The following is a 25,657-nucleotide window of genomic DNA, read 5'->3' as shown; positions in this document are numbered from 1 at the left end:
TGCACACCCCGGATTCCACCATGCCCTCACACGTCCTCGACGGCGACATTCTCGTTTCCCCGATCTACCTCGCCGGTTCCACGCACACAGGCGATCCAGCCCTCCAGCCGCTACTCGACTGCGGATTCGTCCTCACCGGTGACGAGTACGGGAACGTCTACGTAAACTCCCCCGACCAACGCTTCCGACTCGGGTACATGCCCGAGGGCCCGGACTACACCCTCTGGAAGATCATCGCTCAGCGGACACCTTTTGCCGAGCCGGAGTGGATGGCTACCTTCGACGCCTCCACCCCCACCGAACTGGTCACCACCTTCACCTCCGCACTCGCCGATCGCTATCAAGCCGACCCGACCGCCGCGCTCTTCGGCCCGAGCAGCCCAGCCCAGGAGGCGTGCCTCCCCCTACAGAACGCCGGTTGGCGACACAGCAGCGCGCGCCCGTCCACTTTCTTCACCGCACCCGACGGACTGGCCGGCCTCACCCACTCAGGACGGCATCTTCCCCGCCAGGACGAGCTCCGGGGCGAACGGCAGCGTTGGCTGCTGTGGGGCGGCGAGGACGGCTACCTGGAACGCTGGTACGCCACTTTCACCTCCGGCGTCCCGACACCGCTCATCGCCGCAACGACCGATCGTCTCGCCGACCCCACCCCGGCACTCCGCTACGAGCGCGACATACCTCGCCGCAACCGCGCCGCCGCCCATCTCCGTCTCGTTCAACCTCCGACACCAACGCCTCTGGACGTTCGACGCGCCGCTGCGGCCCGAGCCCAGTCCCTGGGCCATCAACCCGCAGCGGTCCGCGCTGCGGCACCGCCATCCAAGCCCGCCCTGCGCACACCCATCCACGGACAACGTTCCGCCAGGGCCCGAACCTGAGCCCCGTGCTGGCTGTGTCGACATCGGCAACTCCACCGGAAGCCAGCTGCTCGGGGGCCCGCGGCCCCCAACGGTTGCCCGGTGCCACTCCCGGGCAACCGAATGACGCCCTTCTCGCAGCGACGCGAGCCACCGCGCCGACCCGATTCGCCCAGGGCAGACAGGAACTACAGGTCAGGACTGGAGACTTGCTCCTCCAGCATGTCAACGTACGACTGCTTCACAAGTCTGCCCCCGGTAGGCCAACCCAGCGTGCAGACCTGCCTATCAAAGGGCCATGCCGCCTTGCCTGCCGGCCGTTCCTCACCCCCGGAGGCTCTCTTGCCCAAGTCCCTCACCGTCGGCCAGCTGATCCACCAGCTCCGGCCCCTCGATCCGGATCTCCCCGTCTACCTGGCGATCAACCCCGACTGGCCTTTCGCCCACCGGACCGGCCGCATCGTCAGGAATCATCACGCATCCGGGGCCCAGGCCGTGTACATCGCCGAGGACGGCCAGGCGGCCGTGTTGCCCGCAGGCGTCCGCGACGAACTCGACTGGTCATGAACGTGAAGCACGGGACCGCACACGCGGCTGCAGCTTGAGCCGACCCACTCGGGTCCTGGCAGCACGTGCAGCAGTGAGCGATATGACGGCCTGGGGCTCATGCCGCAACGCGTCTACGCGTCGTGCAGTGGGCGCCAGGCCGTCAGCCGCGTCGCGCCGTGCTTATCGGGTGGGGCGGATCATGACCGTGAGCCTCGGCGATGCCGGTGACGGCTGGCTGTGGCCGATGTCCTCGTAGCCCCACGACCGGTACAGGGCGTGCACCTTCCCGTCCCCGGCCGCCTCGTTGACCATGAGCGTGACGAACGGCTCGGCCCGATCCGCGAGGAGCGCATCGTGGATGCGGCGTGCTACGCCCGTGCCGCGCCACCCCGGGCGCACGCCGATCTCCTTGAGCGCGATGGCGGGCTGAGCCGTGTACTTCTCGCTGGGAGACGGGCTGGTCCGCTGCCAGTAACGGTCTCCGTCCTCGATCTGGTTGCCGTAGGCGTAGCCCACAGGGTGAGCGTCCTCGTAGGCGAGCACGGCTTTGAAACCCGGCTCGGCGCCGTGTCGGTCCAGGCGCTCGCCAAAGGACGTGACGGCGTAGTTCGGCAGGTGCAGGAGCGGGGCGCGTACCTCGGCGTACACCTCGAGCAAGTCGCCTCGTGCGGCGTCCAGTTCGGTGAACGTGCGGAGTTCGATGGCGGGTGCCGAAGTCATGCTGAGGGCCTCCATGCAGCGGTGTGCTCGGTCCAGTTGTGAGCGCTGGCGCTGCTCGGCGCGGTGGCGCGCAGGGCAGCACTGAACTCTTGAAGCATGCGGGAAACCCTGGCGTGTTGGGTAGCGGCTTCGGCCGGCACGCTCATCGCGGTGTGCGTGGCAGCCTCGACATCGCCCTGGGCGAGTTGGGCGTGTGCCAGGCGACTCGTCGCGATGGCGAGGGACCGACGCATGTGAGGTCGGAGGGCGGCCAAGCAGCGGTGCGCGTGGAACTCGGCCGTGGGCCAGTCTCCGGCCGCGAGGTAGGCGCTCAGCGCGAGCGAGTGCAGCTCTGCTTCGTCGTAGAAGGCCGTGAGCCAGACGGGGCGGCGGTCCTCGGACGCGCGCGCCATGGCTTCTTGGGCCTGGTCGAACGTGCGGCGCAGGTTTCCGTGCTCGTGGGCCACCCCCTGGATGGCCATCTGCCGTGCTATGCCCAGCGAGGCGAACATCGGGTCACGGCGGGTGATGTGGAGGTTGCGAGCGACGTCGTTCGCGGCGCGGGCGTCGGCAGGGCGCCCCAAGTGTCGGTACAGGCTCCCCGTGTGCGACCAGATGCGGAACTTGATCGCCTGGTCTCCCGACAGCTCCGCGAGCGTCTGCGCTTCCCGCATGTGCGTGATCGCGTCCTGGAAACGGCGGCCGTCGATCGCCGCCCACATCGCCGAGGAACGGAACGACGCGGCAGCGGCGTAGAGGGTGGAGCGTACGCGCTGGGTCGCCGATCCCGAGTTCTGGAGGTTCAGGGCCTCGTCGGCCAGGCGTGCCGCGCGCTGTTCGATGTCACGTTGCCCGCCACGGTTGTGGTCGCTGGCAATCACGGCCCCGAACTTCTCCTGCAGGCTCTCGACGTCGCTCATGCCGATTCTGCGGGTCGAACGGGGGCCGGGCGCGGCGGCGGCCACGGCCGCCGAGATCGTGCCGGCGACCAGAGTGCGACGGTGCATGGGGTCCTCGTCCTCCTGCCGTGGGGTCACCGTGGACGAAGGCCGACCCCGTGGCATGAACCCTAGTTCCATCGCGTGTCGACCCGTCACGTCCTCCAGCGCCTTACGTGTAGCGCTGTTGGGCCACTTGACTCGCCCGGACCGCCAGTCCCTGACCTGGCGTCCGTCACACTTCCCGAGCCGCCCGGTGAGGCGTTCCAGGGCCAGATTCACCGCGTTGGCAAGGCTGTTGGAGCTGAAGCCGTGCTCGTCCATCCACGCCTCAAGGACGGTGTTGCGCGTGGCGTCCATGACCGCACCGTAGCCCCGAGGCGTACGCACCGTCAGGTAAATGGGGAGTCAAAAGCCCCTAGGGGGCGCACCGCAGCGCCGCCACACATCCCCTAACTCAGCCCGTCCGCCAGGTAGTTGGCTATGAGGTAAGGCGCAGGACGCAACGTCGCCGTCGTCCGCGCAGCACCCTGACGAGCAGGAGCCCCCACATGATCTCCTCCCATGGCCGACCCGCCAACGTCGCCATGGTGCGCCGCTCACGCCCACACGGCGAAGCAGGTCCCGAAGCCGCTTCTCTTCATCGTCGCGACAGCGGCGTTCTCCAGACATGGTGCGGTCCACGCGAAGGGGCCGCAGGTCCACTGGGCCGCCTCCGTCATCACCGGCCGCTACAGGCTCTCGCCGGGGATCGCGCGGTACGTCCGCTGCAGGTGATGCAGCGCCGCGTGGTCGACGGGGAACGTGGTGTCGTCGATCGCTGCCAATGGCCGTACGCCGATCGACGTGTTCGTCGCGAAGGCGGCCGCCATGCCCTTCGCCTGATCGAGCGTCACGGTGGCAACGCGGTACTCGGCATGCTGCCGGAGCAGCGCCATGGTCACGCCTGGCAGTACAGGCGCCTGTGGCCACACCACGGTGTCCTGATCATCGACGAAGCCGACGTTCCAGGTACCGCCCTCGGAGACGCGCCCGTCCCGACCGACGAACAGAGCATCGTCGAAGTCGGTGCGCTGCGCGGCGCCTCGGGCATGCAGGGCACCGAAGAGGCCGACGTGCTTGACCTCGGGCAGGTCGCGCTCGTAGACGACACTCTTGGCGCGCAGTGGCGCGGGAGGCAATGCGCCGGCGCCACGCACCGTCACCAAGATGTGCGGTTCGTGCGCCGCCAGGGGGTGCCCCAGGTCAACCTTGGGGTCGTAGATGGTGACGCGGACGGTGCAGGGACGCGCCTGGTACTTCAGTGCCTCGCGGACGTAATTGAGGACGCGCTCCGTCTCCAACTCGGCACCCCACACGACCTTGCAGTCCCGAACCAGACGCTCCATGTGCAGACTCAGGCCGCGGATGCCGTCGGCGTCGACGCGCATGGACGTGAAGTGACCGACGTTCGTCAGTGCCAGAGGAAGCAAGTCCGTTACAGATACGGGCTTTCCATCGAGAGTCACCATGGCACCCAGCATGTCAGGGCCGGGACCGCGTGGCGTTCGCCGACCGGCGCGCCACAGCACACAGTGATCAACGTGGCGCGCTGGACGACGTGGCTCAGCGCCAGCAGACATCGCAGGCTCCCTTGCCCTACCAGGCGGGGAGGCGGCCAATGATCGCCGCAACAGCCATCGCACCCGTGTCCACGCCCCCGTACGCCCACCGTGCCATTGAGCTGGCGTTCGCACCCGAGCCCGTCTTCGTCGGCCGCTGCCGGCGGATCGCCACCGCCACGCTGCGCCTGTGGGAGGTCCCCGAGCCAGTCGCCGAGAACGTCATCCTCATCGTCTCCGAACTGGTCACCAACGCCGTCGAACATGGCGGCACAGAGACAGTGATCCGCGTGCGGCTGTCGGAGAACGAACTGCGCGTCGAGGTCACCGACGGCAATCCGAGGCCCGCCGTTCTGCACACGCCCGCTGACGACGACGAGTCCGGGCGCGGTCTTCTCCTCGTCGCTCTCCTGACCGACCGCTGGGGCACCAGCGACGGCGGCACAACGACCTGGTGCACGATCCTCCTCGAAGGGGAAACGTGATGCCCACCACCTCCAGGACCTGTTGGCCGGACCGCCCTCCGCTGCCGCCGCGCGAGCCGGATTTACGTCGGGTCATCAACGCACTCGCCCGCTCACTCGCGGACGACGGCATCAGCGACGCGATCTACGACGCCCTCAATGAAGTCCTGGACACGGCAACGGACTTCGCCCCGGACGAGCTGCAGCACATCTCCAACACGTTGCGCAGTGCTGCCCGCCAACTGATCCACATTGCCCCCTACCGGACGGTGTTCTGCCCCGCGGCACAGCTCGCGCGCCTGCGAACTCTTCATGACGAGCGACCCGTCCCGGAACATTCCCTGTCGTACGTCCGGCGCTTCGCCGTCGCGATCAGCGCGCTCCTCGACGAGATGGGAGACGACACGTGATGGGCACGGGCTCCTTCTTGCCGGGGCAGGCACGGCAACCACACGTATCCCGTTCCGCTGTCGCCTGCTCGCCAGGAAGGTTCACCGGGGTCCTGCGAAACGCCCAGCCCGGTCGTAGCCGTTTACCTGGTGTGGCGTTTCGAATACGTCCCGCGCCTCCCGGACGCCACGTCGCCGCCCCCACTCGCACGATCCACCGACGAAGGACTGCTCCTCTCATGACAGACCCGACAAACAACGCCGACGAAGCCACCCGCCAGCGCCACAAAATGATCGACCAGTTGCGCGACGAGGGCTGGATTACCTCCCTCGAAGTCGAAGCCGTGATGCGCAAGGTGCCACGAGAACTCTTCACCCCGCCCGGCACTCCGTTGACCGAGGTCTACGACCCGTGGAGCGCCGTGGTCACCAAGACGTCCGAGCACGGCGTGCAGACCAGCAGCGTGTCCGCCGCTCAGGTCCAGGGCTTCATGTTGGAGCAGGCTCAGATCAAGCCGGGAATGACCGTCCTGGAGATCGGCTCGGGCGGCATGAACGCGGCCTACCTCGCCGAACTCGTCGGCCCTGAAGGGTCGGTGACCACCGTCGACATCGATCCGGACGTCACCGCGCGTGCCGAGCGCCTCCTCGCCCAGAACGGCTACGCGCGGGTGCGCGTGGTGACTGCGGACGCGGCCGAGCCCATCCCGGGCCTGGTCATGGCCGACGTCATCCTCGTCACGGTTGGAGCCTGGGACATTCCGCCGGCCTGGACACACCAACTCAATCCGAAGGGACGGCTTGTCGTCCCGTTGCGCATGCGTGGCCTGACCCGCTCGATCTCCTTCGTCCTGAAGAACGGACACCTGGAGTCCGAATCGGCCAAGGTCTGCGGGTTCGTCCCCATGCAAGGCGCCACCGAGCATCAGGAACAGCTCCTGCTCGTGGCTGGCACCGAGGAGGTCGCCCTGCGCTTCGACGACGGACTCCCGATCGAATCGGGCCAACTCGACAACGCCGTGACCACACCGCGGCTCGAGACCTGGACGGGAGTGACGATCGGCCGCCGCGAACCGCTGGCCACGCTCCAGATGCATCTCGCGATCACGCTGCCCGGCTTCTGCACCATGAGCCTCGACGAAGAGAAGAACAGCGGCGTCGTCGCGCCGACCAACCCCCGCTTCTCACTCGCCGCCGTCGCCGACGACTCCTTCGCCTACCTCGTGGTCCGCCCGGCCGGGGACACGGATGTCGAATACGGCATTCACGCGCTTGGACGGCACGCGCAGCAGCTCGCCGACGAACTCACCGCGAGCCTGCGCGACTGGGCCACCCTGCGCCGCGGCGGCCCCGACCCGATCATCCGGGTCTATCCGGCAGACGCCACCGATGACCAGGTCGTCGGCGACCGGGTCATCGACAAGACGCACAGCCGGATCTCCCTCTCCTGGCCCGCGGCCTGACTCCGCGCCGCCAGGTCGTCCTGCACCAGCCCACACACGAAAGAGAGTGATCAACATGAGCACCACGGCCGTACTCGATAAGCCGACGCTCGCGCAGGCTGACGAGGAGGACGACTTCGCACCCCTGAACGTGCAGGTCGTCCTTGCCACCCACCCGATCGGCCGACTGATGTGCACCACCAGCGACGGCTGCGGCAACACCTGCACGAACGGCGCCAGTTCGTGCAACTCCCTGCTCCGCGACCCCGAGTGAAGTAGTCGACGACAAACCCGCTTGCTCAGCGGGGGCGCCGCAATTCCTCGGCGCCCCCGCGCCCGCTCGTGCCCCTCCCCTGTGAGCGACAGGACGGACCATGACCTTCGACGTCACCTACCGATGGACCGGCGCCGCAGTGCTCCGCTCCACCACCACACCGACCCTCGCCGCCCCTGCCCTGGCATTCGGCCTGGACGACCCGGCCAGCACTCGAAGGTGGCTCGCTCAGCTCTTCGATCACCAGGAGGTGCGCAACGCGTTGTTCGCCGCCAGCCCTGTGCTCACCCGCACCGTCGAGTCCATGGTCCAGGGCGCTCAGGTCCGGCCCCGGCAGATCCGCCGTGCCGCCCTCTCCGTCACCTCCTACCTGCTTCGATGGCAGCACCGCCCCACGCCCTTCGCCCTGTTCGCCGGGACTGCACCCGTGACGGTCGGCTCGAGGCCCATCGTGCGATGGGGCGACGCTCACTCTGTCTTCTTGCGCGCCGACGGAGAGTGGATCAGCGACGTCATCCGGACGTTGGAGGAGAATCCGGCCGTCCTGGAGCAGCTGTCCTTGGTCGCCAACAACGGCGCACACCCACGCGGGAAGCGCCTCGCAGCACCCGGCGTACCCGCCGACGGCCACGACCGGCTCATGGCGCCCGAGGAGATGTCCCTGCGCCTGACGCGCCCCGTGGAAGCCGCCCTGCAGGCGGCAGCCACTCCGATCACCTACCGCGCTCTGCGCGAGCACCTGGCCGCGATGTTCCCGTCCGGAGCCGCAGGGAGGATCGACGCGCTGCTGCGTGACCTCGTCGCGCACGACCTGCTGATCACCAACCTGCGCCCACCGATGTCCGTGCACGATCCGCTCGACCACGTGTGCCGAGAACTCGCAGGAGCCAACCTCCCAGACCAAGCGGAGGACTTGGACGAGCTACGTGACGCTCTCGTCAGTCACTCCGCCACGGCCGCGGACACAGATCTGCGCACACTCACCCACCGCATGCACCAGCATTCCGACGTCGCTCCGCTGCCTTTGGTCGTTGACACTGCCCTGGACTGTGACGTGCAGATACCCGGCGACGTCATCGCGGAGGCCAAGGAGGCCGTTGCCGTGCTGCACCAGGTCAGTCCGTTGCCCCATGGCCATGACCAATGGCGAGACTGGCACTGGCGCTTTCGCGAGCGATACGGGCCCGGCGCCGCAGTACCTGTCCTCGACCTCCTCAAAGACAGCGGGCTGGGCTGGCCAGCGCAGTACATCGGGTCCGAGCGGCGCAAGGCGCCGGCCAAAGTCACCAACCGGGACCGGCTGCTGCTGCGTCTGCTTCAGCGTGCCGAGCTGGACGGCCACACCGAACTCGTACTGGACGACGCCAAGGTCACCGAACTCGCCCAAGCCGCAGCGACCGATGACAAGGCCTACAGCGACCGCAGTGAACTGGCCATCGAGGTCCACGCCCCTTCGTGCCGGGCCTTGGCCGACGGTGATTTCCGCCTCGCAGTCGTGGGTGTCCCCCGGCCCGCCAGCAGCATGTTGGGCCGCTCGGCCTTCGCGATGCCGGCCGATGTGCAGGAGCAGATCGCCGACTCGTTCACAACGCGCCCGCACGCCATCACGGCCCAGCTGTCGTTCGGGCCCCGACGCCGCCGCAACGAGAACGTCGCCCGAACCGGGCAACTCCTCCCCCGCGTGATCCCGCTCGGCGAGCACCCACCAGAGGCAGGCTCGACGATCCGCCTGGAAGATCTCGTGGTGACGGCGAGCGCACAACATCTGTTTCTTGTACACCGCCCCACCGGCCGTCCTGTCGACGTCCGAGTGCCGCACGCCCTGGAGGCCGGCATTCAGACGCCGCCCCTGGCGCGCTTCCTCGCCGAGATCGGCGGCGCTCGCCGCGTCGCCTACGGCGAGTTCGACTTCGGGGCAGCGGCCCATCTGCCGTATCTGCCCCGGGTGCGCTACGGCCGTACGATCCTCAGCCCTGCCCGCTGGCGCCTGGCCAGCAGCGAACTGCCAGGCCACAGCGCCACGCAGGAGCAGTGGGACGACCGATTCGCCCAGTGGTGCCGCGCTCTGCGCGTTCCCGACAGGGTGTCCATGAGCGAGTACGACCAACGCCTCTCCCTGTGCCTCGATCAGACCGCCCACCGGTGTCTACTGCGCTCGGCCCTCAACAAGCTGGGCGAACTGGAGCTGCGTGAAAGCCCGGGCGACGACGCATACGGCTGGATCGGGCGCGCCCACGAGATAGTGGTGGCCTTTCACCGTGAGACTCCGGCACCGCCCACGGACCCGATGCCGCCCGCCCACATGGGGCGCCCGGCCCCGCTCCAACTCCCCGGCGCGGGAGACGTACTGCGTGCCAACCTGCACGGGCACCCCCGCCGCTTCGACGAGATCCTCACAACCTGGCTTCCGCTCCTGTGGGACCGGCTCGACCACCACACGCAGGCGGGATGGTTCACACGGCATCGTGACCTGACCAGGCCCGAAGACGGCCAGTTCCTGGATCTGAGGCTTCCTACGTCCCCCGACGGCTGGGCGGCGACAGCGCTCACGGTGAACCAGTGGGCGAACCAGCTGCACGACACCGGCCTTCTCTCCCGCCTCACCCTGGAGACGTACCAGCCGCACCACGGGCGCTACGGGTCCTCGCCGACCGCCACCGAGTCCGTGCACCAACTCTTCTCCACCGACTCCCACCTGGCCATCGAACAGATCCGGTACGCCGACCAGCACGACGTCGACCTCACGATGCTCACCACGGTCAGCCTGGTCGACCTCGCCACCCGCCTGCATGGATTCCGAGAAGCAGGCCTCGCCTGGCTCATCGACCACGCCCCCGCCCACGGCCGACCCGACCGCGAGCTGCGCTGCCAAGCAATCCGGCTCTACGACGGACATCCGCTCCCCAACAGCGAACGGCTCACCGAGGCCTGGGAGACGCGCGCCAAAGCCATCGCCGCCTATCGACACGCTCTCCTGGACGAGGGGCGCGCCCCCGGCTCGATCCTGCGGACGCTCCTGCACCAGCACCACGTCCGCACGCTCGGCGCCGACCCGACCGAGGAAGAAGCCGTGCTACACCTGGCCCGCACCGTGGCGCTTCGCTACCTGCCCCTGGAGGCCGTGCGGTGAGCGCCCCGCTCGCCCGCGTCCATGATGTGCTTGCGGAGTTCGCGGGTCATCTCGAGCAGCCTTCAGCACCCGCCATCGACTCGCGTTGGGCAGGGCAGTCACTCGCGTCGGGAGCGGCCGGGACCGCACTGTTCCACAGCGAGTACGCCGCCCGGGGCCTGGCCAGGTGGGGGATCGCACACCAGTGGCTTCAACAGGCCACAGCTGACGACCTCAGCGCCGAGGAATCCACCGGCCTGTACCTCGGCGCGACCGCCGCCGCGTTCGCCCTCCAAAACGTCCCGCAGGACAGAACACCCCTGTATCAAGGGGCCCGTGACACGCTACACCGCCACATCCTCACCCTGACCCACCGACGAGCCGATGCCGCCTTCGCACGCATCGCCCGACGCCGGCCAGCCACATTCGCCGAGTACGACACCTTCATCGGCCTCACCGGAATCGGCGCCTACCTCCTGCGCACCGACCCGAAGAGCAACGCCATGGAGCGCGTTCTCGACTACCTCGTCGCGCTGACCAAGCCGCTCGACGAACACACCCCCGGCTGGTGGGTCGACCACGACCCGTGGCGCGAGCACGCACTGCCCGGCGGCCACGGCAACTTCGGTGCAGCCCACGGCATCACAGGACCTCTCCTGCTACTCGCCCAGGCACTACGCCGCGGGCACGCCGTACCCGGGCACGAACAGGCCATCCGGACCATCTGCGACCACCTCGATACCTGGCGGCAGGACAGCGAGGCGGGCCCATGGTGGCCCGAACACATCACATTCGCCGACGTCGAGGCTGGACGCCCCCATCAGCGCGGCCCCGGCCGCCCCAGCTGGTGCTACGGCACCCCCGGCATCGCCCGCGCTGGTCAACTGGCCGGGATCGCCCTGCACGACAGCGCCTTGCAATCCGCCTACGAAGACGCCCTGTTCCACTGCCTCAGCGATCCCGTCCAGCTTGACACGATCACCGACACAAGCCTGTGCCACGGCTGGGCGGGCCTCTACCAGACCGCGTTCCGGGCCGCGCACGACAGTCTGACGCCACGCCTCCACCAGCTCCTGCCCCCTCTCGGGAAGCTCCTGCTTGCCAGTGCCCGCCCAGGCACGGAGGCGGGCTCGGGGTTCCTCGAAGGCGACGCGGGCTCCGCCCTCGCCCTCACCACGCTCAGCACCGCCACGGCGCCGACCACCGGATGGGACGCATGCCTCCTCATCGACTGATCCCCACCACGTACCCCCGCGTCACCGGCGAGGTAGCCAATGCCGTCCTAGACGTGCTCGCCGGCCAGCCAACTGACGGCGTCGCTCGCCGGATTGACATGGACCCCGTGAGCCTCTCCGACGCGGTGGATGCCTTCGTGGCCGCCGGGACGGACGCCACCTTCCGCCATCAGTACCGCCCCAGCTGGCTCCAGGTGTACGTCGAGTTCCCCGGTTGGCACGATGCCGACCACACCGCCGCTGAACACCTCGTGCCGCTGCTACTCGACATGGAGCACCGTGGAGCAAGCTCCCGGTGGTGGTTCATCCGCAAACACCCGTACTGGCGACTGCGCATGCAGACCAGCGCCGAGAATCACACTCGTGACGAACTCGGCTCAAGACTCGATGACTTGACCAGCGCAGGGCACATCCGCGGTTGGCACTCAGGCACGTACGAGCCGGAGACCGCCGCATTCGGTGGCCCCATCGGCATGATGAACGCACATCTACTCTTCGCCGCCGACAGCCGCCACGTTCTCTCTCTACCCACGCTCCCCGAACTACCGCTCGGCCGCCGCGAGCTCTCCGTCCTCTTGCCCACAGTCATGATGAGTGCCGCGGGGTTGGAGTGGGGCGAGCAGGGCGACGTCTGGGACCTCGTCATCAACGAGGAGTACCGCAACGTCGCGGATCTTTCGGACCAGATCAACGCGCTCGCCGAAACGGTGCGACCACTGCTCCTCAGCGGCCTCTCCAGCGATGGCGCCCTCTTCGGTCCGGGGAAGCCCCTCCACCCAATCGCGGATTGGACGGCCGCGTTCGAAGCCGCGGGCCACGCCCTCCAGACGGCACATGCCTGCAACACCTTGGAGCGCAGCATTCGCAGAACGCTCGCGTATCACGTGATCTTCCACTGGAACCGTCTGGGCCTATCCGACGGAGTTCAAAGTGCCTTGGCCCTCGCCGCTCGCACCGCTGTCTTCGACCCGCCACAGTCGATCTAGGTTGTTGGGAAATTGCCGTGCCAGACCGTCGGCAGGGAAAGGGAACCGGCGATTCGAGCAGCCAACGCCCCTATCTAGTGCCCGGCAGGCAACACGCCTTCGACCTCAGGAGCACTAGGCGATCACTTACACGATTTCGGCAGGCACGGAAGGCTCTGTTCCGGCCACCGTTTCTCGTCATGCCGCCACCTGCACGTTCGGCAGAAATGCCCGAACAGGCCTTCACTGCCTGGGCTTTGCGTCGCAGTGGATCTCGCAATCATTGTCCGATTTCGATCGGCATACGATCGAAATTTCGGGTCACCGGCTTTCATCCTTGTGGGTTCCATGTGGATTCTGTTCCCTTCCGGTGACCATCGGGGTCACTGATGCTGTCTGCCCGTGGGGGGAAGATGTCACTTTCGCGCGCCCGAAGACGTGTCAGACCCACCGTGGTGGCTGTGCTGGCCACCCTCACTCTGGGGGCCGGTGCGCTCCCGGCCCTCGCCGCGCCCGAACCGACCGGCGCCTCTCAGTCGGCATGGGGCAAGCACGAGCCGAAGGCAAAGGTCCCGCCGGTCAAGGTCGGCTCCACCCAGCCGGCCAAGCCAGTTGCGGAAGCGGACCTGTCGGCCGAGCGCCGCGCCTGGCGGGCCGCACAGAAGAAGCGAGCCACCGAGCCGGCACCGACGGCCGCCGAGGCGAAAGCAGCGGCGGCCGAGGCAGAGGACTACGTGCCCGAGGGCCAAGGAGATGTGCCCTGGCACGAGATCTCCGACTTCCGCATCACCGACTCACTGGTGGCCCGGATCGACTACTCCACCGGGAACCTGATGCTCGCCGCCACCGACTTCGAGGTCGCCGGCGTAGGCCGCCCGCTGCGACTGGCCCGCACCTACAACTCCCTGGACGCGCCCTGGGGAAAGGTGTCCCAGCGGTGGTGGCAGGAGTACGAGCGCTACGCCCAGATCAGCGCCGGCCAGGTGGTCGTCTACGACGCCACCGGCGATTCTCTGACCTTCACGCAGAACACCGACGGCACGTACAAGACGCCGACGGGCTACTCCAAGGACCTGAAGAAGAACGCTGATGGCAGCTACACGCTCAGCGACCGCAAATCCGGGGTGAAGGACACCTACAACGCCTCGGGCACGCTGACCAAGATCTCCGACCGCAACGGCAACACCGTCACGGTCACCCAGCACGACGAGACGGCCGAGCACAACGGCTTCAAGCTCACCGAGACCCGCACCGGCCGCTCGATCGACCTGGTCAAGACAGATGCCTCGCAGTGGCAGGCCAAGGACCACACGGGCCGCACCGCAGTCTTCGACCTGAACCCGGCCGGTGACCTGGCGAAGACGACGGACACCGAGGGCAAGGCGACCGTCTTCGACTACGACTCCTCCCGCCGCCTGACAAAGATCACGACGCCTGAGGGGCGGGTCACCGCGTTCACGTACGACGCGCAGAACCGGGTCACCTCGATGCTGCGGGCCACCGACTTCAACGGCTCCACCCACACCGGCCCCACCTACCGGTACGACTACTCGGCGAGTGATCCAAACGCGGCGGGCACCACCACGGTGACCGACCCCGAAGAGCACACCACCACCTACACGCACGACGGGCAGGGCAAGGTCTCCAAGGTCGCCGACCCCCTGGACCACTCCCGTTCGCGCAGCTACGACGCAAACAACAACCTCAAGACGGCCACCGACGCCATGGGGGCGGGCAGCACTCCCGGCAACGTGACCACGTATGGCTGGGACGCCCGCAACAACCCGACCTCGGCGAAGCTGCCCACCGGCGCCACCAGCACGGTCACCGGGTACCAGACCATCGCGGGAGCCGACCTCCCGGGCAGCATGACCACCCCGGACGGCGAGAAGACCGACTACACCTACGACACTGCCGGCAATACCGCGACGGTCGCCGTCACCGGGACCGGAGGCGGCACGACGACCTTCACCCACAACAAGGCCACCCCCATCTGCGGCGGATTCGAGGGCCAGCGGTGCACGGTCAAGGACGCCCGCAGCAAGGTCACTTCGTTCCACTACGACACCAAGGGCAACCTCGACAAGGTTACCCCGCCCGCCCCGCTGGAAGACACCACCTACACGTACGACAGCCTCGGCCGGCCCGAGACGGCCCTCGACGGGCGCGGCATCGAGACGGTCTACACCTACGACCACCGCGACCGGATCACCGAGGTCTCCACCACCAACACCACCGTGCACTACACCTACGACGGCGACGGCAATCTCAAGACGCGCACCGACGACATCGGCACGATCAAGTACGACTTCGACCCGCTCTCCCGTGAGACGGTGCGAACGCTGCAGGACGGCTCCCAGACCGTCCTCGCCTACACCCCAGCAGGGAACGTCGACACATACACCGACCCCGGCGGCACCATCGACTACACCTGGGACGCGGCCAACAATCTCAAATCCCTCAAGGACCCCGCGGGTCGCGTGACGTCGTACGACTACAACAACAATGACGTCCGTACCAAGACCACCTACCCCGGCGGCACCGTCCAGACCGTCACCCCGGACAACTCCAGCCGCCCCAAGACCATCAAGACCACCAGCCCCAAGGGCACCCTGGTCTCCCTCGCCTACACCTACTCCTACGTCTCCGGCTCCACGACGAAGGACGGCGCAAAAATCCGCACCTCCACCGACGCGGTGTCCGGGATGAAGACGACCTACAGCTACGACAGCGCCGGCCGCTTCTCCTACGCCAAGGAGGAAAAGGGCACCACCCTCAACTCCTCCTGGCAGTACTGCTACGACGGCGCCGGCAACCTCACCTCCCAAGGCGTCGAGAAAGACTGTCCGCGCGGCACCACCTACACGTACAACGACGCCTCCCAGCTCACCTCGAAGAACGGCTCGACCACCAACTGGGACTACGACAAGGCCGGTAACGAACTCGCCGGGGCCTCCACCCCCGAAGGCACCCGCACCGCCGAGAAGTGGTCGGACTTCTCCCAGCTGACCTCGCTCACCGTCGGGGGCACCACCTACCCGGCCGACTATGGCTCCACCGACTCCAGCGAACGCCACCGCCTCGGCAACACCTACTACCACCCCGGTCCCATCGGCCTGGCCGCGGAGACAACTGCCGGTTTGGACACGGGATTTGTCCGCGAACCGGAGGGCACTCTGAACTCCGTGACCCGCAACGGGAAGGCGTACTACTACCTCACCGACGCCCTCGGCTCGGTGATCGGCCTCGCCGACGAGTCCGGCGCGAAGGTGAACAACTACGCCTACAGCCCGCGCGGCGTCACCCGCTCCACCACCACCGAACAGATCACACAGCCCTACCGGTTCGCCGGCGGCCACCAAGACCCCACCGGCCTCTACCACTTGGGCGCCCGCTACTACGACCCCAATATCGGCCGCTTCACCCAACCCGACCCCTCCGGCCAGGAAAAGAACCCCTACCTCTACGCCGAAGGCGACCCCGTCAACCGCATCGATCCAAACGGACTCTTCGACCTGGGAGGCACCCTCGCTGCCGCTGGTGCCAGCATTGCCACCACCGTGGCGGTGACCCTGGTCGCAGGACCGGTGGCTGGCGCTGCCGCAGGCGGGTGTGCAGGCGGCGCGGTAGGAGAAAGCGTCACTGGAGGATCACTCACGGACTCCCTTAAATCCTGTGCCGTATGGGGGGCCGTGGGCGCCGTAGGAGGGACCGCCCTGAAGTACTTGCCGCGGGCCTGAGCCAGTATCGCCAGAGCAATGGAAAGGGGACACGCATTGAGCGGGCCCTGGCGCGGAAGACAGAGAGCGAAGGGAGCCGCTCTGGCTCTTGCTGTATGTGCGGTCACACTGGTGATCACGCTTATGTGGGTTCAGCATCGGGCTCTCACTCTCTGGGTCCTGCTGGGTACAGCCCTCCTGTCAGTGGAGCAACTGATCCTGGGGCTTTGGGAGGCCAAGCGTGACCAGCAGGCGCGAAAGGATCCGTAGGCCCGCTCCCCCATCACACCCGTCAACTTGAGCAGTGTCCGGCCCTCGCCGTAGGCGAGGGCCGGACACTGCTGAACTGCATGGCACGCCGTCACCCGCCCCACGGTGTGCATCACATCGTCGTCGGCAGCGCACGCGCAGAGGAACCCCTTCTTCAGAAATTCCACGGCGAGAATCACCCTGAAGCGTTTTTACTAAGGGTTGTCCCGTAAATGATCTTCAGTGAGATGGGGATGCGGGTACCCGTGGGTCGGGCGCTTCTCTCAGCCTGCAAGGGCGAGGTTGTGCAGGCGGGCGATGCCGAGCATGGCGTGGCGGACGCCGTCGCCCTTGAGGCGGCAGTCACGCAGGATCTTCCAGCTCTTCATCCGGGCGAAAACGTGCTCGACGCGGGCACGGACCTGCTTGTGGGAACGGTTGTGTTCCCGTTTCCAGTCCGGGAGTTCGGCCTGTCCCTTCGCGCGGCGGTGCGGCATGACCAGGCCGGTGCCCGGATAGCCGCCGTCCGCGATGGTCATCGTCTTGCCGACGGCGTCCTTCGCCCCCGATTCCTCCCAGGCTCGGCAGTCGTTGCGGTTGCCGGGCAGGGGCCGGCCGACCACGACGACCAGTCGGGTGTCGGCGTCGATGACGACCTGGTGGTTGGTGGAGTAGCGGTAGTTCTTCGACTGCTCGGCGATCGTGTGGTCGCGGGTGGGCACGAGGGTGCCGTCCACAATGAGCACGCTGCCCTTCGCGAACCGCTGGCGCGACTGGAGCGCGAGGAGCGGGCCGAGGTGGTCGATGATCCGGCAGGCCGACGATTTCGAGACACCGAACAGCGGCGCGAGCTGTCGCATCGTCAAGTTGGTGCGCCAGTACACAACGACCAGCAAGATCCGGTCCTCCAGCGACAGGCTCCACGGTCGGCCGCGATGCCCGTCGGCCGCAGTTTCGCGGCGTACGGCCGTCACCAACTTGCTGAAGCGGCGCGGGCTCAGCCCGGCAAACGGGGCTATCCAGGACGGTTCCGATGCCGTGATCACGCTAGCCACCGGAAGATCGTCCCACCTGTGACCAGGTGCTACAGGAAGCCTTCCAGGACCCGGATCACTCGCTTGACCTCAACCGCACTTGAGGTCCTACGTTCTTCGCATGACCTGCACGGTGTGCGGGCTCCACGCTGAAGTACCGGGAGGGAACCTTCCATGACGACCCAGCAGCTCTCCGACGCCGAACTCGCTGGCCAGCCAGCCGCGTACTGGACCGGTGTCGCCTACGAGGCGCTCATCGCGTACATCCGGGCCCGGCAGGCCGAAAAGGGTTACACCCAGCCCCAGTTCTGGCTGCTGCGCAACCTGTCGAAGAACGACATCTCGCCTGACGGCGAGGGGATGACCCTGCCCGAGCTGCGCCAGGCCATGGCCTCCTACATCCGGCCCGAGGACGATCTGGCGGCGGAGGCCGAAGTGCTCCTGGAGCGCGGCTGGTTGACCAGGGACGCCGAGAACCGGCTGTGGCTCACCGCAGAGGGGGAACAGACCCGCGTCGACATTGCCAGCCTCGCGCCCTCGATCGTCGCCGTCCTCCACGAGGGCATCGACGACGCGGACTACGTCACCACGCTGAAGGTGCTCCAGCGACTGATCCGCAACGCGGGCGGGACGGCCGCCTGACAGGCCGCGAGCCCGGGGCAAAGCACCCCGGGCATGCCCACATCTCGAACACGTCTTGGGGCCGAATGCGCAAACCGATCTTTGCGGGACAGCCCTTAGTGCAGGCACATGTAGACCTCTCGGTAAACGTACGATCCAGATACCCAGCCCTTGAGGCCGGTGGACTTGTCAGTGATGTAGTGCCAGTTGCCGCGGGTCTTATGGACCGTGAAGTTGTGCCCCTTGTACAGCACGCCGCGTGCAGTGGACTTGCTGGTCGCGTGGGAACGGATCGTCACGGCCTTCGTGGAGACCGTCCACGGCCCACGGCGGTCGCAGTCACCTCCAGGAGATGGTGAGACCGAGGCATGGGACGGTGCGGCTGTCGCACTCACAGCCGAGACGGCAGGGGCCGCCAGTGCTCCGAGAATGGCGATGGAGGCAGTAAAGCGGGCAGTGCGCATACGGGATTGACCTCTGTGATGGGCTGAGGGAATACAGAAGGAGCCGCAAACGGATGACGAGCGGCCGAGGTCAAGAGTCCGGAGATTCCGCGATTTCCGATGGCCGGAGGTTGCGTGATATGCGGCACGCCGCCCACTACAGGCCGCATGGATGACGTCCGGGCCGGCAGCGCCAAATGCAGTGCGGTTTACCGGGGTTCAGCGCCTCGGTCTGCGCGAGGGACCGGGACGGGCCATCTCGGCAAGGTGGCGTCCACTTCGGCGTGAAGCCTCACTTGGACTTTCCTCGCATCACTGACGCGGGTGCAGCCGTTGGAAGGGGCGACACAGCCTTCATCGCTGGGGCTGCTTCTGCTACGACCGCAGTGCCATCCATAGGTGTCGTGCGCATACAAGTCGGGGCCCTCGGTTGCCTCTGGGTCGACTCTCGTCCGGCCAGGCGCCGCCCGGATCAGCACAAGCCGATCCACGAACCTACTGGCCTCGCGTCATCACGCTCGGCGTCTCCACGGGCACGTACTTCAGGCCTACAGCTCACGCGACAGAAATAGCCGCCCCCTCTACTTGCCGCGGGGCGCGGTGAAGTACGCGCCGGCGAGGGCACCGTCGTAGCCCATAGACCGCGCAGCGGCCTCGAGGCTCGGGTGGTCGCGACCTCCCGTGTCGATCATGGATTCGTAGTCCGCTCGCGTCAGTTCGGGCTCGACCCACTCATGGGCGCAGCGGCAGCGGATACGGATGGTGCTGCGGTCACAGATGACCATCCAGTCGCGGCGTGCGCCGCAGTTCGAGCACATCACAGGGATACCCGTGACGAGGATCTCTTCTGGGTGAGTGGTGGCGCGCAGGCGAATGACACCGTCACCGAGCTGTGTCTCCTGCTGCAGGCGCAGCAGCGGGTCCTCGTGGCCGGCAGCAGTCGACGTGAGCGGTCTGGGTGTCTGGGCATCCTTGCTGAGCATGGGCAGTGTTCTCCTCTGTTTCGCTGACCAGCCGTAACAGGGTTGGCCGCCACAGTCCAGCCCCATGTGAGTGCTGTCAGTGCCGCTGCCCGGGTCGGCGGGGGTTTTCCATGTCGAGGTGTGGCGAAGTGGTGGGCCGTGTTGGAGCGTCGACGAGATGTGATGGTTCGGGCAGTGCCATACGCGGGGCTGATGTAGGGATTGGTGCCGGTATCGCAGGCAGGTCAGCCAAGCGGCGCAAGCGCCACACGAGAACGCCGGAGACGCTGTCCGCCGTCGCCAACTCGCGCCACTCGAAGGCCTTTCGGAGTAGGTCCTCGGGGCGATATCCGGCCCTTTCGGCTTGGTCCAAGGTGGCGGCAAGGGCTGCCCAACCGGGGTCGCGACAAACAGAGTCGGCGTGCTCGGGCAGGGCTCCCTTGATGGCTTGTACGTAGCGGTCTCGTTGGGGTGTGGAGAGTCGAAGCCCGTGACTACGCATCACGCTCATAGGGGTGGCGGCGGCGGACCGATAGGCGGTGCGGAGGTGTTCGGCGGTCTGACGGGCGGCGGCTGCCTGCTGTGCATGGCCTCGGGCCGAGTGCCAGCGGGTCGCGGCGATGGTGGCAAGGACCAGGGTGGACAGGAGCATCGCGGTGGTGCCGCCGTCTTCGCCCTTTCCGAGGGCGTTGCCCGCCTGGGTGATGCCGCGTGCGGCTACACGCAGAGCTCGATGGTCCGCATGTTCGGCGCGGACGTGGGAGCGGGTTGCTCGTTCGAAGGCACGGGCGGCTTTGGCGAGTTCCTCGCGCGATGAGGTGGAGGCCGTCTGGGCGACGGCGTCCAGGACCGTGCCAACTCCGACAAGGTGTGCCGCGCCGCTGGCGTCATCCTGACCGGCGATCTTGGTAACCGCCTGCTCAACGGCACTCATGGCAGCACGGCGGGCGTGTGCTGGACGGTCGGCGAGGTCCTTCACCGAAGACAATTTGTCTTCGGACACACCGTCCTGAAGCCGTCGGCGGATCTGGGGCAGCGAGAGGTCGGGTGCGAGGCGGGAGCCGGGGAACCAGATCGGCTGTCCCGTACGGTTGCGGTCGCCCGGCAACGCCACCTTGTACCCGAGGGCATCGCCGGAGGGAGCGCGTCGGACTTCGAGGCGGAGGTCGGCCTCGGTGAGGCGGTGGAAGAACTCGGCTTCGTCGGCGGCTCCGGCCAGGGCCTGGCGGACGTGTTCGCGGAGGGTTTCGCGGGCTGGTTCGGGGCGGCCGGTGCGTTCGGCTTTGGCTCGTTCGGCGCTGGTGGGGCGTTGGGCGGCGGTGCCGTCGCCCTTGTTGAGGATCTGCAGACCCCAGTCCTTTTCGATCTTGCGGCATTCGGCCTGGGCGCGGATGCCGTCCTGGTGGCGTCGTGGGCTGCGGCCGTCTTCGCGTTTGAGGGTGGCGACGATGTGGATGTGGTCGTCGGCGTGGCGGACCGCGACCCAACGGCAGGCCTTGTCGTCGCCGTACTCGGCAATTCCGGTCGCGTGGACGATACGGCGGGCGACTTCGGACCACTCGGAGTCGGTGAGGTAGCGGTCCCCGGGGGCCGTGCGGACGGGGCAGTGCCAGACGTGCCGGGCCGGGCGACGGTCCTCGGGGACCGCTAGGACCGGAAGGTCCAGCGTGTCAGCGAGTTGCTTCAGCGTTGCTGCCCCGTCCCGTCCCGGGTCTGGGGCGAGTTCCGGCATCCAGGCCGTCACGAGGTGCGGATCGATGTGTTCGTCGCGGCGGCCGGGGCCGTAGAGGTAGGCGAGGAGGCCGTACGTACGGCCTCCGGTGGAGATGTCGGGGACCACGGCTGGTTACCGCCGGGCCAGTTCGATTGCCGCGGCCTCGACTCGGGCCGCCGCGCGCAGGACTCGTGCGATTACGTCGTCCGCGTACTCGGCGTGACCGCCGGAGTTCAGGACACGGGCCACTTGGTTGAGGTTGTTGCCGACGCGGGCGAGCTGAGCGCTGGCCGTCATCAGTTCTTCGACTCGGCCGCGCTGGTCCAACAGCCGGGATTTCGGACCGCCTTGGGCCCGTGCGACAGCGACCGCGGCGTCGGCGATGAATCCGGCGGCCTTCAGGCCGACCTCGCCGGCTGCGCGGTGGACGATGTCGAGTTCGTCGCGCGTCAGGCGGACGCTGCGGACTTGGTCGCGGTGCACGCTTTGACGGAGGCGTGGGCGCGTACGTACGGCAGCGCGTTCGTCAGCTTCTCCTCCCGGCTGCGATCCGCCCTCGGTCGCAGCCTCCGAGTCCGGCGCCCCCTGGTGCCGGGCCTCCCCCGCCTCCCCTGGGGCGGGGGCATGCCCTTCCGAAACTCCTCCGCGGCCTGTGGCTGCGGAGGAGTTTCGGAAGGTACAGCTTGCTCGGCTTCGTTCCGGGCAGCGCGCTCCGCTCGGGTCAGGAAGTGCGCAGGGGCTCTCGCCAGGTGTCATCGAGGCAGTCCAGAGGCGGTGCGGCGTACGTCGTGCAGGACGTCAGCTACGAAGTCGATTACGAGCACGGGGTGGTGGAGCGTATGGGGCCTGCTGGTGGGCGTGCGTTGCACGGTCCAGGCGCCGTCGGGGCCGGGGTCGGCGTGGTGCAGGTGTCCGTATTTGGTGAGCACGGTGATCCACGCGTTGGCTTCGGCGTGGGTGGCCGGCGTGGTGCGCATGGTGTGTCTCCCGGTTCGGGGAATGGGGCGAAGTGTGTCGGGGTTCCGGTGCGATGGCGTGTCCAGAACGCACCGGGGGCAGGGGAGTTCGGTCAGGCGGTCGGGGTGGTGTCCCGTAGTTCGCCTTCTTGGCGTAGGAGCCGCATCAGTTCGGTCAGGCGGTCATTTCCCAGCCCGAGGTCGTGGCTGCGGATGGCGTCCCCGACGACCTTGCGGGTGAGGCGTCCGGCCCTGGTGACCGCGGGGCGGGCGATGGACAGCAGGTGTTCGTCGGTGACCGCCGTGCCCTTCCGGTCAGGGCGGTTGGTGGGACCGGCCTCCGGGATGGTCACCGGCTGCGTTTCCGCGGGTGTGGGCGTGACCGGGAGGGGTCTGGTGGCCGGCTGTCCGCTCAGGTCGGCCGTGCGACCGCCGTGTTCCGGCTCCGGTTCGGTCTGCTTGTCCTGCAGGTGTCCGGACGTCTTGTCCGTCGTCGCGGGCTCCTTGGTGTCCGGGCCGCTGGTGACCGACGGGCGGCCGGTGTCCGCGGGTGACTGCTCGACAGCGATCGGGGCCGGGGTGACGGATGTTGCGTCCTCGAGGACAGCAGCCGCCCACCGTGTCCGGACACTCAAGCCGTCCGGGGGCCCGGACACTTCTGCCTCGGCGACTCGGCGGGCGATGAGGATGTAGAGGTGGACGGCTCCGGCCAGGGCGAGCGGGGCCAGGGTGGACAGGACGCCGACGGTGACGTCACCGAGGCGGAGTCCTGAGCCTTCGGAAGCCTGCTGGTTGAGGCGTACGGCGTGCAGGGCGTTGGCCCAGATACTGGCGGCCGTTGCGGTGCCGAAGAGGAACCACACGTAACAGCGGGCGGCGAGCGGGGCCGCGCGGAGGACCAGCAAGGCCCGGACCCCGTAGGCGATGAATCCGTCGATGACGAGGGGAAAGACGAACGTCAGGATTCCGCGGATGTGGATGGCCGTGGCCATCTGCTGCAGGGCGTCGTACGAGAGAGCGCACCCGGCGGCGCCGAGGGCGACGATCGCGGCGCGGTCCCAGCTCGTAATGCGTGCGTGGATGGAGTCGGTGTCGGTCACGCTGCAGCCCCGAGGTCGCCCTGTCGACGGGCCAGGGGGATCACAGCTGACCGAGCTGCCTGGTCCTCGGCCTCTGCCTGGTCGCCGAGTTGGGTCTCCTCCACCGTCCGGTTTCGGATTTCCCGGCGTGTGCGGCGGTACAGCTTGTCCGCGTGCTCCTCGGTGATCTTGAGCAGCCAGGCGAGGCGTTCGGGTGTGACGCCGGACTGGTAGGCGGCGCGTACGACGGCTCGGCGTTCGCTCTTGGTGAGGTGAATGTCGCGGCCGGCCAGGGTGGCGTTGACGCGCTCGTAGTCGAGGCGGTGTTCCAACTTGCTGTGCAGGGGCTCGCGTTCTTCTTCGGTCATGCCGCCGCGGATGCCTTCGCGGTCGCCGTTCTCGAGCGCGGCGTCGAGGCAGGTGCGGCGTACCGGGCACTGGGCGCACAAGGACTTGGCCTCGTAGATGCGATCCATCTCGTCCGGCTCGGGGAAGAACAGGTCGAGGTCGACCTCGTGGTGGCTCGTCGGTCGGCAGGCGGCGTGTTCGTGCCAGGACTGGTCACCGAGGAGGCGGAGGGTGCGGGGCTCGGTGGTGTGCATGGGGTGTCTCCGTTCGGCCCCGGGGCGGATGTGGGCAGGCGTGGGCCCCGGGGTTAGTGCGTGCGGGAGGCGAACCGGCAGTGTTCGCAGGTGAATTCAGCGGCCGGCCGCGGCGCTCAGGCGCTCGGCGGCCAGGGCCCGTCTGCGGTCGGGGCCGTCGAGGATGACCTTGTCGGTCATCTCGGTGAGGCGGGACGCGACCCGGTCGCCGATGTGGGCGCGCAGGTCGGCCATGCCGAGGTTGGTGGTGATGAGCGTGGGGAGCATCTCGTTGTAGCGGCGGTTGATCAGCCGCATCGTGATCTCCTCGGTCCACTCGCTGTTCTTGGCGGCGCCAAGGTCGTCGACGAACAGGAGCGGGCAGCGGGCCAGGTCCATGAATTCGCGTTCGCCGTCGTGGCCGGGGCGTGGGCGGATCTCCGCGTAGAGATCGGCGGCAGTGACGGCCTTCCAGCGGAGCCGGACCCCGGCGATGAGGAGCGAGCGGATCGCGCCGTACGCCTGGTGGGTCTTGCCCGTTCCTGTGGTTCCTGCGATCAGGAGGGAGCGGCCCTGGGCGATCCCCGGTGCGCCGCCGGGTCCCGGGCGTCCGGTGTGGGCGACTTCCCGTACCCAGGAGGTGACGGCGGGATGGTCGGCGAGGGCGTTGCGGTAGCGGGGTGGGATGCGGGAGTCGGCTGCCTGGAGGGCTGGAATCGGCTCTGGGCGTTCGTCGGGGACGGCGGCCGGGTCGATGCCTTTGGCAGTGAGGATGTTGGTGAGGCGTCGTGCGAGGCCGCCGACGGGCTGGGCGTCGTAGTCGCGCATCACAGTTCCTCGGCGTAGCCGGCGGCAGGGTCGGTCGGGTTGGCCCAGGGCCGATGGGCCGGGACGGTAGGCCTGGATTCCGGCCGGGCCAAGCCCGCGTTCGGGGCGTTCATGGCCTCGTGCACCAGACTTGGCAGGGTGCTGGGGTGCAGGCCCTTGGCGCGGTGGCGGGTGAGTCCGGACCGGATGTGGTCGGGGTGGATGCCTTCGGCAAGGAGCTTGGCTGCTTCGCGGCCGAGGTGTCCGAGCACGTCGCGGGGCGGCCGGTGGGCGCATGCCGCGGTGTACTCGGCGATGAGTTGCCGGGCCGAGGCAGTGGCCGGTGCGGGGACGCTGGCGTCCCCCGAAGGGGAAGTAGTTCCTAGATCCAGGTTCCTAGGTCCTAGATCCGGAGCGTGAGCGCTCACGGAAGACTCATCGACTACTCCTTGAGGATTCACTGACTCCTCAGCAGTGGGCAGTTGACCTGCACCTTCACGAGGCGTGTCGCAACTCCTCATAGGTAGCGAGTCGTTGGTGTGCGCGTCGTGCGTGCTCACCGAGTCCTCCGTGAGCCCTCCTCGAGTCGCACGCGGGTCGTTCAGATCAGCGGGCGGCACGTCATGGCGCGGGCAGTCCGGCGTACGTACGCCGCTGGGGCGGTTGATCTTCTGGTGCTTGGACCAGGTGACGACGTGCAGGTACGCCTTCCCGTCACTCCCCGGGTACCGGCAGATCAGGTTCGCGGAAGCCAGCTGGATGAGGTCGTCCTCGACGCCCATGGGGCCGTGGTCCGGGCGCAGGGACCACAGCGCTCCGGCGATGACGGCGGGCTGGTCACGGATGCGTCCGCGGTCGTCGACCTGAGTGAGGAGACCGAAGAAGGTGCGTTCAGCGCTCAGGGAGACGGACGCCAGGGACTCGGAGGCGAAGGCCTCGGGCTTGATGGTGCGGATACGGGCCATGG

The 25,657-nt window shown here is 67.9% G+C and carries 24 protein-coding genes; 11 read left to right on the top strand and 13 right to left on the bottom strand.

Annotated elements, in window-relative coordinates; all coding sequences use genetic code 11:
* Window positions 1–20 precede the first annotated feature (20 nt).
* The gene (locus ACNYS0_RS35690) at window positions 21–881 is read left to right on the top strand and encodes an SPDY domain-containing protein (protein WP_422479753.1); all 861 of its coding nucleotides are present in this window, start codon (window positions 21–23) and stop codon (window positions 879–881) included.
* Between the two features lie 321 nt (window positions 882–1,202).
* Window positions 1,203–1,427 carry a hypothetical protein gene (locus ACNYS0_RS35685; protein ID WP_403998904.1) on the top strand — a complete coding sequence of 75 codons (225 nt, stop codon included), beginning with the start codon at window positions 1,203–1,205 and terminating at the stop codon, window positions 1,425–1,427.
* A 162-nt stretch (window positions 1,428–1,589) separates the two neighbouring features.
* Here ACNYS0_RS35685 and ACNYS0_RS35680 read toward each other — a convergent pair whose 3' ends face one another.
* The 3 genes from ACNYS0_RS35680 to ACNYS0_RS35670 all read right to left on the bottom strand — a co-directional run bounded on the left by ACNYS0_RS35680 (window position 1,590) and on the right by ACNYS0_RS35670 (window position 4,557).
* A complete protein-coding gene (locus ACNYS0_RS35680; protein ID WP_422479751.1) occupies window positions 1,590–2,129 on the bottom strand; it encodes a GNAT family N-acetyltransferase in 540 nt (179 codons plus the stop codon).
* Window positions 2,126–3,406, bottom strand: coding sequence for an NsdA family TPR-like regulatory protein (locus ACNYS0_RS35675; RefSeq protein WP_422479749.1), 1,281 nt, complete (start codon window positions 3,404–3,406; stop codon window positions 2,126–2,128). Before ACNYS0_RS35675 ends, ACNYS0_RS35680 begins: the two co-directional genes overlap by 4 nt.
* Before the next feature lie 371 nt (window positions 3,407–3,777).
* A complete protein-coding gene (locus tag ACNYS0_RS35670; protein WP_422479747.1) occupies window positions 3,778–4,557 on the bottom strand; it encodes an aminotransferase class IV family protein in 780 nt (259 codons plus the stop codon).
* A 149-nt stretch (window positions 4,558–4,706) separates the two neighbouring features.
* Between ACNYS0_RS35670 and ACNYS0_RS35665 the strand changes: the two genes are divergently transcribed.
* The 8 genes from ACNYS0_RS35665 (at window position 4,707) to ACNYS0_RS35630 (ending at window position 16,265) form a co-directional block, all read left to right on the top strand.
* A complete protein-coding gene (locus tag ACNYS0_RS35665; RefSeq protein WP_422479745.1) occupies window positions 4,707–5,132 on the top strand; it encodes an ATP-binding protein in 426 nt (141 codons plus the stop codon).
* Complete coding sequence (locus tag ACNYS0_RS35660; protein WP_422479743.1) at window positions 5,132–5,521, top strand: DUF6415 family natural product biosynthesis protein; 390 nt, start codon at window positions 5,132–5,134, stop codon at window positions 5,519–5,521. The genes ACNYS0_RS35665 and ACNYS0_RS35660 overlap by 1 nt, the downstream gene beginning before the upstream one ends.
* A 218-nt stretch (window positions 5,522–5,739) precedes the next feature.
* A complete protein-coding gene (gene fxlM / locus ACNYS0_RS35655; RefSeq protein ID WP_422479741.1) occupies window positions 5,740–6,963 on the top strand; it encodes a methyltransferase, FxLD system in 1,224 nt (407 codons plus the stop codon).
* A gap of 55 nt (window positions 6,964–7,018) precedes the next feature.
* Window positions 7,019–7,216 carry an FxLD family lanthipeptide gene (locus tag ACNYS0_RS35650; protein WP_403998925.1) on the top strand — a complete coding sequence of 66 codons (198 nt, stop codon included), beginning with the start codon at window positions 7,019–7,021 and terminating at the stop codon, window positions 7,214–7,216.
* Between the two features lie 100 nt (window positions 7,217–7,316).
* Entirely contained in the window at window positions 7,317–10,346 is a 3,030-nt protein-coding gene (locus tag ACNYS0_RS35645) for a lantibiotic dehydratase (protein WP_422479739.1), read from the top strand.
* Window positions 10,343–11,560, top strand: coding sequence for a lanthionine synthetase C family protein (locus tag ACNYS0_RS35640; RefSeq protein WP_422479737.1), 1,218 nt, complete (start codon window positions 10,343–10,345; stop codon window positions 11,558–11,560). Before ACNYS0_RS35645 ends, ACNYS0_RS35640 begins: the two co-directional genes overlap by 4 nt.
* A gap of 98 nt (window positions 11,561–11,658) precedes the next feature.
* A complete protein-coding gene (locus ACNYS0_RS35635; protein ID WP_422482861.1) occupies window positions 11,659–12,546 on the top strand; it encodes a thiopeptide-type bacteriocin biosynthesis protein in 888 nt (295 codons plus the stop codon).
* A gap of 440 nt (window positions 12,547–12,986) precedes the next feature.
* Entirely contained in the window at window positions 12,987–16,265 is a 3,279-nt protein-coding gene (locus ACNYS0_RS35630; RefSeq protein WP_426883660.1) for an RHS repeat-associated core domain-containing protein, read from the top strand.
* A 512-nt stretch (window positions 16,266–16,777) separates the two neighbouring features.
* On the opposite strand, the gene ACNYS0_RS35625 is transcribed toward ACNYS0_RS35630, so the two are convergent.
* Window positions 16,778–17,548, bottom strand: coding sequence for a transposase (locus ACNYS0_RS35625; RefSeq protein ID WP_422479733.1), 771 nt, complete (start codon window positions 17,546–17,548; stop codon window positions 16,778–16,780).
* A gap of 153 nt (window positions 17,549–17,701) precedes the next feature.
* Between ACNYS0_RS35625 and ACNYS0_RS35620 the strand changes: the two genes are divergently transcribed.
* Window positions 17,702–18,169, top strand: a complete 468-nt coding sequence (locus ACNYS0_RS35620) for a MarR family transcriptional regulator (RefSeq protein ID WP_422479731.1) — start codon at window positions 17,702–17,704, stop codon at window positions 18,167–18,169.
* A gap of 95 nt (window positions 18,170–18,264) precedes the next feature.
* On the opposite strand, the gene ACNYS0_RS35615 is transcribed toward ACNYS0_RS35620, so the two are convergent.
* The 9 genes from ACNYS0_RS35615 to ACNYS0_RS35575 all read right to left on the bottom strand — a co-directional run bounded on the left by ACNYS0_RS35615 (window position 18,265) and on the right by ACNYS0_RS35575 (window position 25,655).
* Complete coding sequence (locus tag ACNYS0_RS35615; protein WP_422479729.1) at window positions 18,265–18,612, bottom strand: SH3 domain-containing protein; 348 nt, start codon at window positions 18,610–18,612, stop codon at window positions 18,265–18,267.
* Window positions 18,613–19,172: 560 nt separating this feature from the next.
* On the bottom strand, window positions 19,173–19,574 hold the full coding sequence (locus ACNYS0_RS35610; protein ID WP_422479727.1) for a hypothetical protein: 402 nt from the start codon (window positions 19,572–19,574) through the stop codon (window positions 19,173–19,175).
* A gap of 76 nt (window positions 19,575–19,650) precedes the next feature.
* Window positions 19,651–21,393, bottom strand: coding sequence for a relaxase/mobilization nuclease domain-containing protein (locus tag ACNYS0_RS35605; RefSeq protein WP_422479725.1), 1,743 nt, complete (start codon window positions 21,391–21,393; stop codon window positions 19,651–19,653).
* A 6-nt stretch (window positions 21,394–21,399) separates the two neighbouring features.
* Complete coding sequence (gene mobC / locus ACNYS0_RS35600) at window positions 21,400–21,750, bottom strand: plasmid mobilization relaxosome protein MobC (protein WP_422479723.1); 351 nt, start codon at window positions 21,748–21,750, stop codon at window positions 21,400–21,402.
* A gap of 269 nt (window positions 21,751–22,019) precedes the next feature.
* On the bottom strand, window positions 22,020–22,244 hold the full coding sequence (locus ACNYS0_RS35595; RefSeq protein WP_422479721.1) for a hypothetical protein: 225 nt from the start codon (window positions 22,242–22,244) through the stop codon (window positions 22,020–22,022).
* Between the two features lie 92 nt (window positions 22,245–22,336).
* Window positions 22,337–23,323 carry a DUF2637 domain-containing protein gene (locus ACNYS0_RS35590; protein WP_422479720.1) on the bottom strand — a complete coding sequence of 329 codons (987 nt, stop codon included), beginning with the start codon at window positions 23,321–23,323 and terminating at the stop codon, window positions 22,337–22,339.
* Window positions 23,320–23,904: a WhiB family transcriptional regulator gene (locus ACNYS0_RS35585; protein ID WP_422479718.1), complete on the bottom strand. Its 585-nt coding sequence runs from the start codon at window positions 23,902–23,904 to the stop codon at window positions 23,320–23,322. The genes ACNYS0_RS35590 and ACNYS0_RS35585 overlap by 4 nt, the downstream gene beginning before the upstream one ends.
* A gap of 96 nt (window positions 23,905–24,000) precedes the next feature.
* Window positions 24,001–24,711 (bottom strand): ATP-binding protein, encoded by a 711-nt coding sequence (locus ACNYS0_RS35580; protein WP_422479716.1) that lies wholly within the window; start codon window positions 24,709–24,711, stop codon window positions 24,001–24,003.
* Complete coding sequence (locus ACNYS0_RS35575) at window positions 24,711–25,655, bottom strand: hypothetical protein (RefSeq protein ID WP_422479714.1); 945 nt, start codon at window positions 25,653–25,655, stop codon at window positions 24,711–24,713. The genes ACNYS0_RS35580 and ACNYS0_RS35575 overlap by 1 nt, the downstream gene beginning before the upstream one ends.
* Window positions 25,656–25,657 lie beyond the last annotated feature (2 nt).

Source organism: Streptomyces anthophorae, assembly GCF_049310305.1.
In the GTDB taxonomy this organism is placed as follows: Bacteria; Actinomycetota; Actinomycetes; order Streptomycetales; family Streptomycetaceae; genus Streptomyces.
The sequence above is the reverse complement of the archived record's forward strand: the minus strand, read 5'-3'. Positions and strand labels throughout refer to the sequence as shown.

Coding starts and splice junctions, on each gene's coding strand:
- ACNYS0_RS35650 (WP_403998925.1), top strand. CDS start 7,019: ATGAGCACCACGGCCGTACTCGATAAGCCGACGCTCGCGCAGGCTGAC.
- ACNYS0_RS35575 (WP_422479714.1), bottom strand. CDS start 25,655: ATGGCCCGTATCCGCACCATCAAGCCCGAGGCCTTCGCCTCCGAGTCC.
- ACNYS0_RS35690 (WP_422479753.1), top strand. CDS start 21: ATGCCCTCACACGTCCTCGACGGCGACATTCTCGTTTCCCCGATCTAC.
- ACNYS0_RS35660 (WP_422479743.1), top strand. CDS start 5,132: ATGCCCACCACCTCCAGGACCTGTTGGCCGGACCGCCCTCCGCTGCCG.
- ACNYS0_RS35580 (WP_422479716.1), bottom strand. CDS start 24,711: ATGCGCGACTACGACGCCCAGCCCGTCGGCGGCCTCGCACGACGCCTC.
- ACNYS0_RS35665 (WP_422479745.1), top strand. CDS start 4,707: ATGATCGCCGCAACAGCCATCGCACCCGTGTCCACGCCCCCGTACGCC.
- ACNYS0_RS35645 (WP_422479739.1), top strand. CDS start 7,317: ATGACCTTCGACGTCACCTACCGATGGACCGGCGCCGCAGTGCTCCGC.
- ACNYS0_RS35680 (WP_422479751.1), bottom strand. CDS start 2,129: ATGACTTCGGCACCCGCCATCGAACTCCGCACGTTCACCGAACTGGAC.
- ACNYS0_RS35610 (WP_422479727.1), bottom strand. CDS start 19,574: ATGCTCAGCAAGGATGCCCAGACACCCAGACCGCTCACGTCGACTGCT.
- ACNYS0_RS35585 (WP_422479718.1), bottom strand. CDS start 23,904: ATGCACACCACCGAGCCCCGCACCCTCCGCCTCCTCGGTGACCAGTCC.
- ACNYS0_RS35670 (WP_422479747.1), bottom strand. CDS start 4,557: ATGGTGACTCTCGATGGAAAGCCCGTATCTGTAACGGACTTGCTTCCT.
- ACNYS0_RS35620 (WP_422479731.1), top strand. CDS start 17,702: ATGACGACCCAGCAGCTCTCCGACGCCGAACTCGCTGGCCAGCCAGCC.
- ACNYS0_RS35635 (WP_422482861.1), top strand. CDS start 11,659: ATGGACCCCGTGAGCCTCTCCGACGCGGTGGATGCCTTCGTGGCCGCC.
- ACNYS0_RS35675 (WP_422479749.1), bottom strand. CDS start 3,406: ATGGACGCCACGCGCAACACCGTCCTTGAGGCGTGGATGGACGAGCAC.
- ACNYS0_RS35595 (WP_422479721.1), bottom strand. CDS start 22,244: ATGCGCACCACGCCGGCCACCCACGCCGAAGCCAACGCGTGGATCACC.
- ACNYS0_RS35615 (WP_422479729.1), bottom strand. CDS start 18,612: ATGCGCACTGCCCGCTTTACTGCCTCCATCGCCATTCTCGGAGCACTG.
- fxlM (WP_422479741.1), top strand. CDS start 5,740: ATGACAGACCCGACAAACAACGCCGACGAAGCCACCCGCCAGCGCCAC.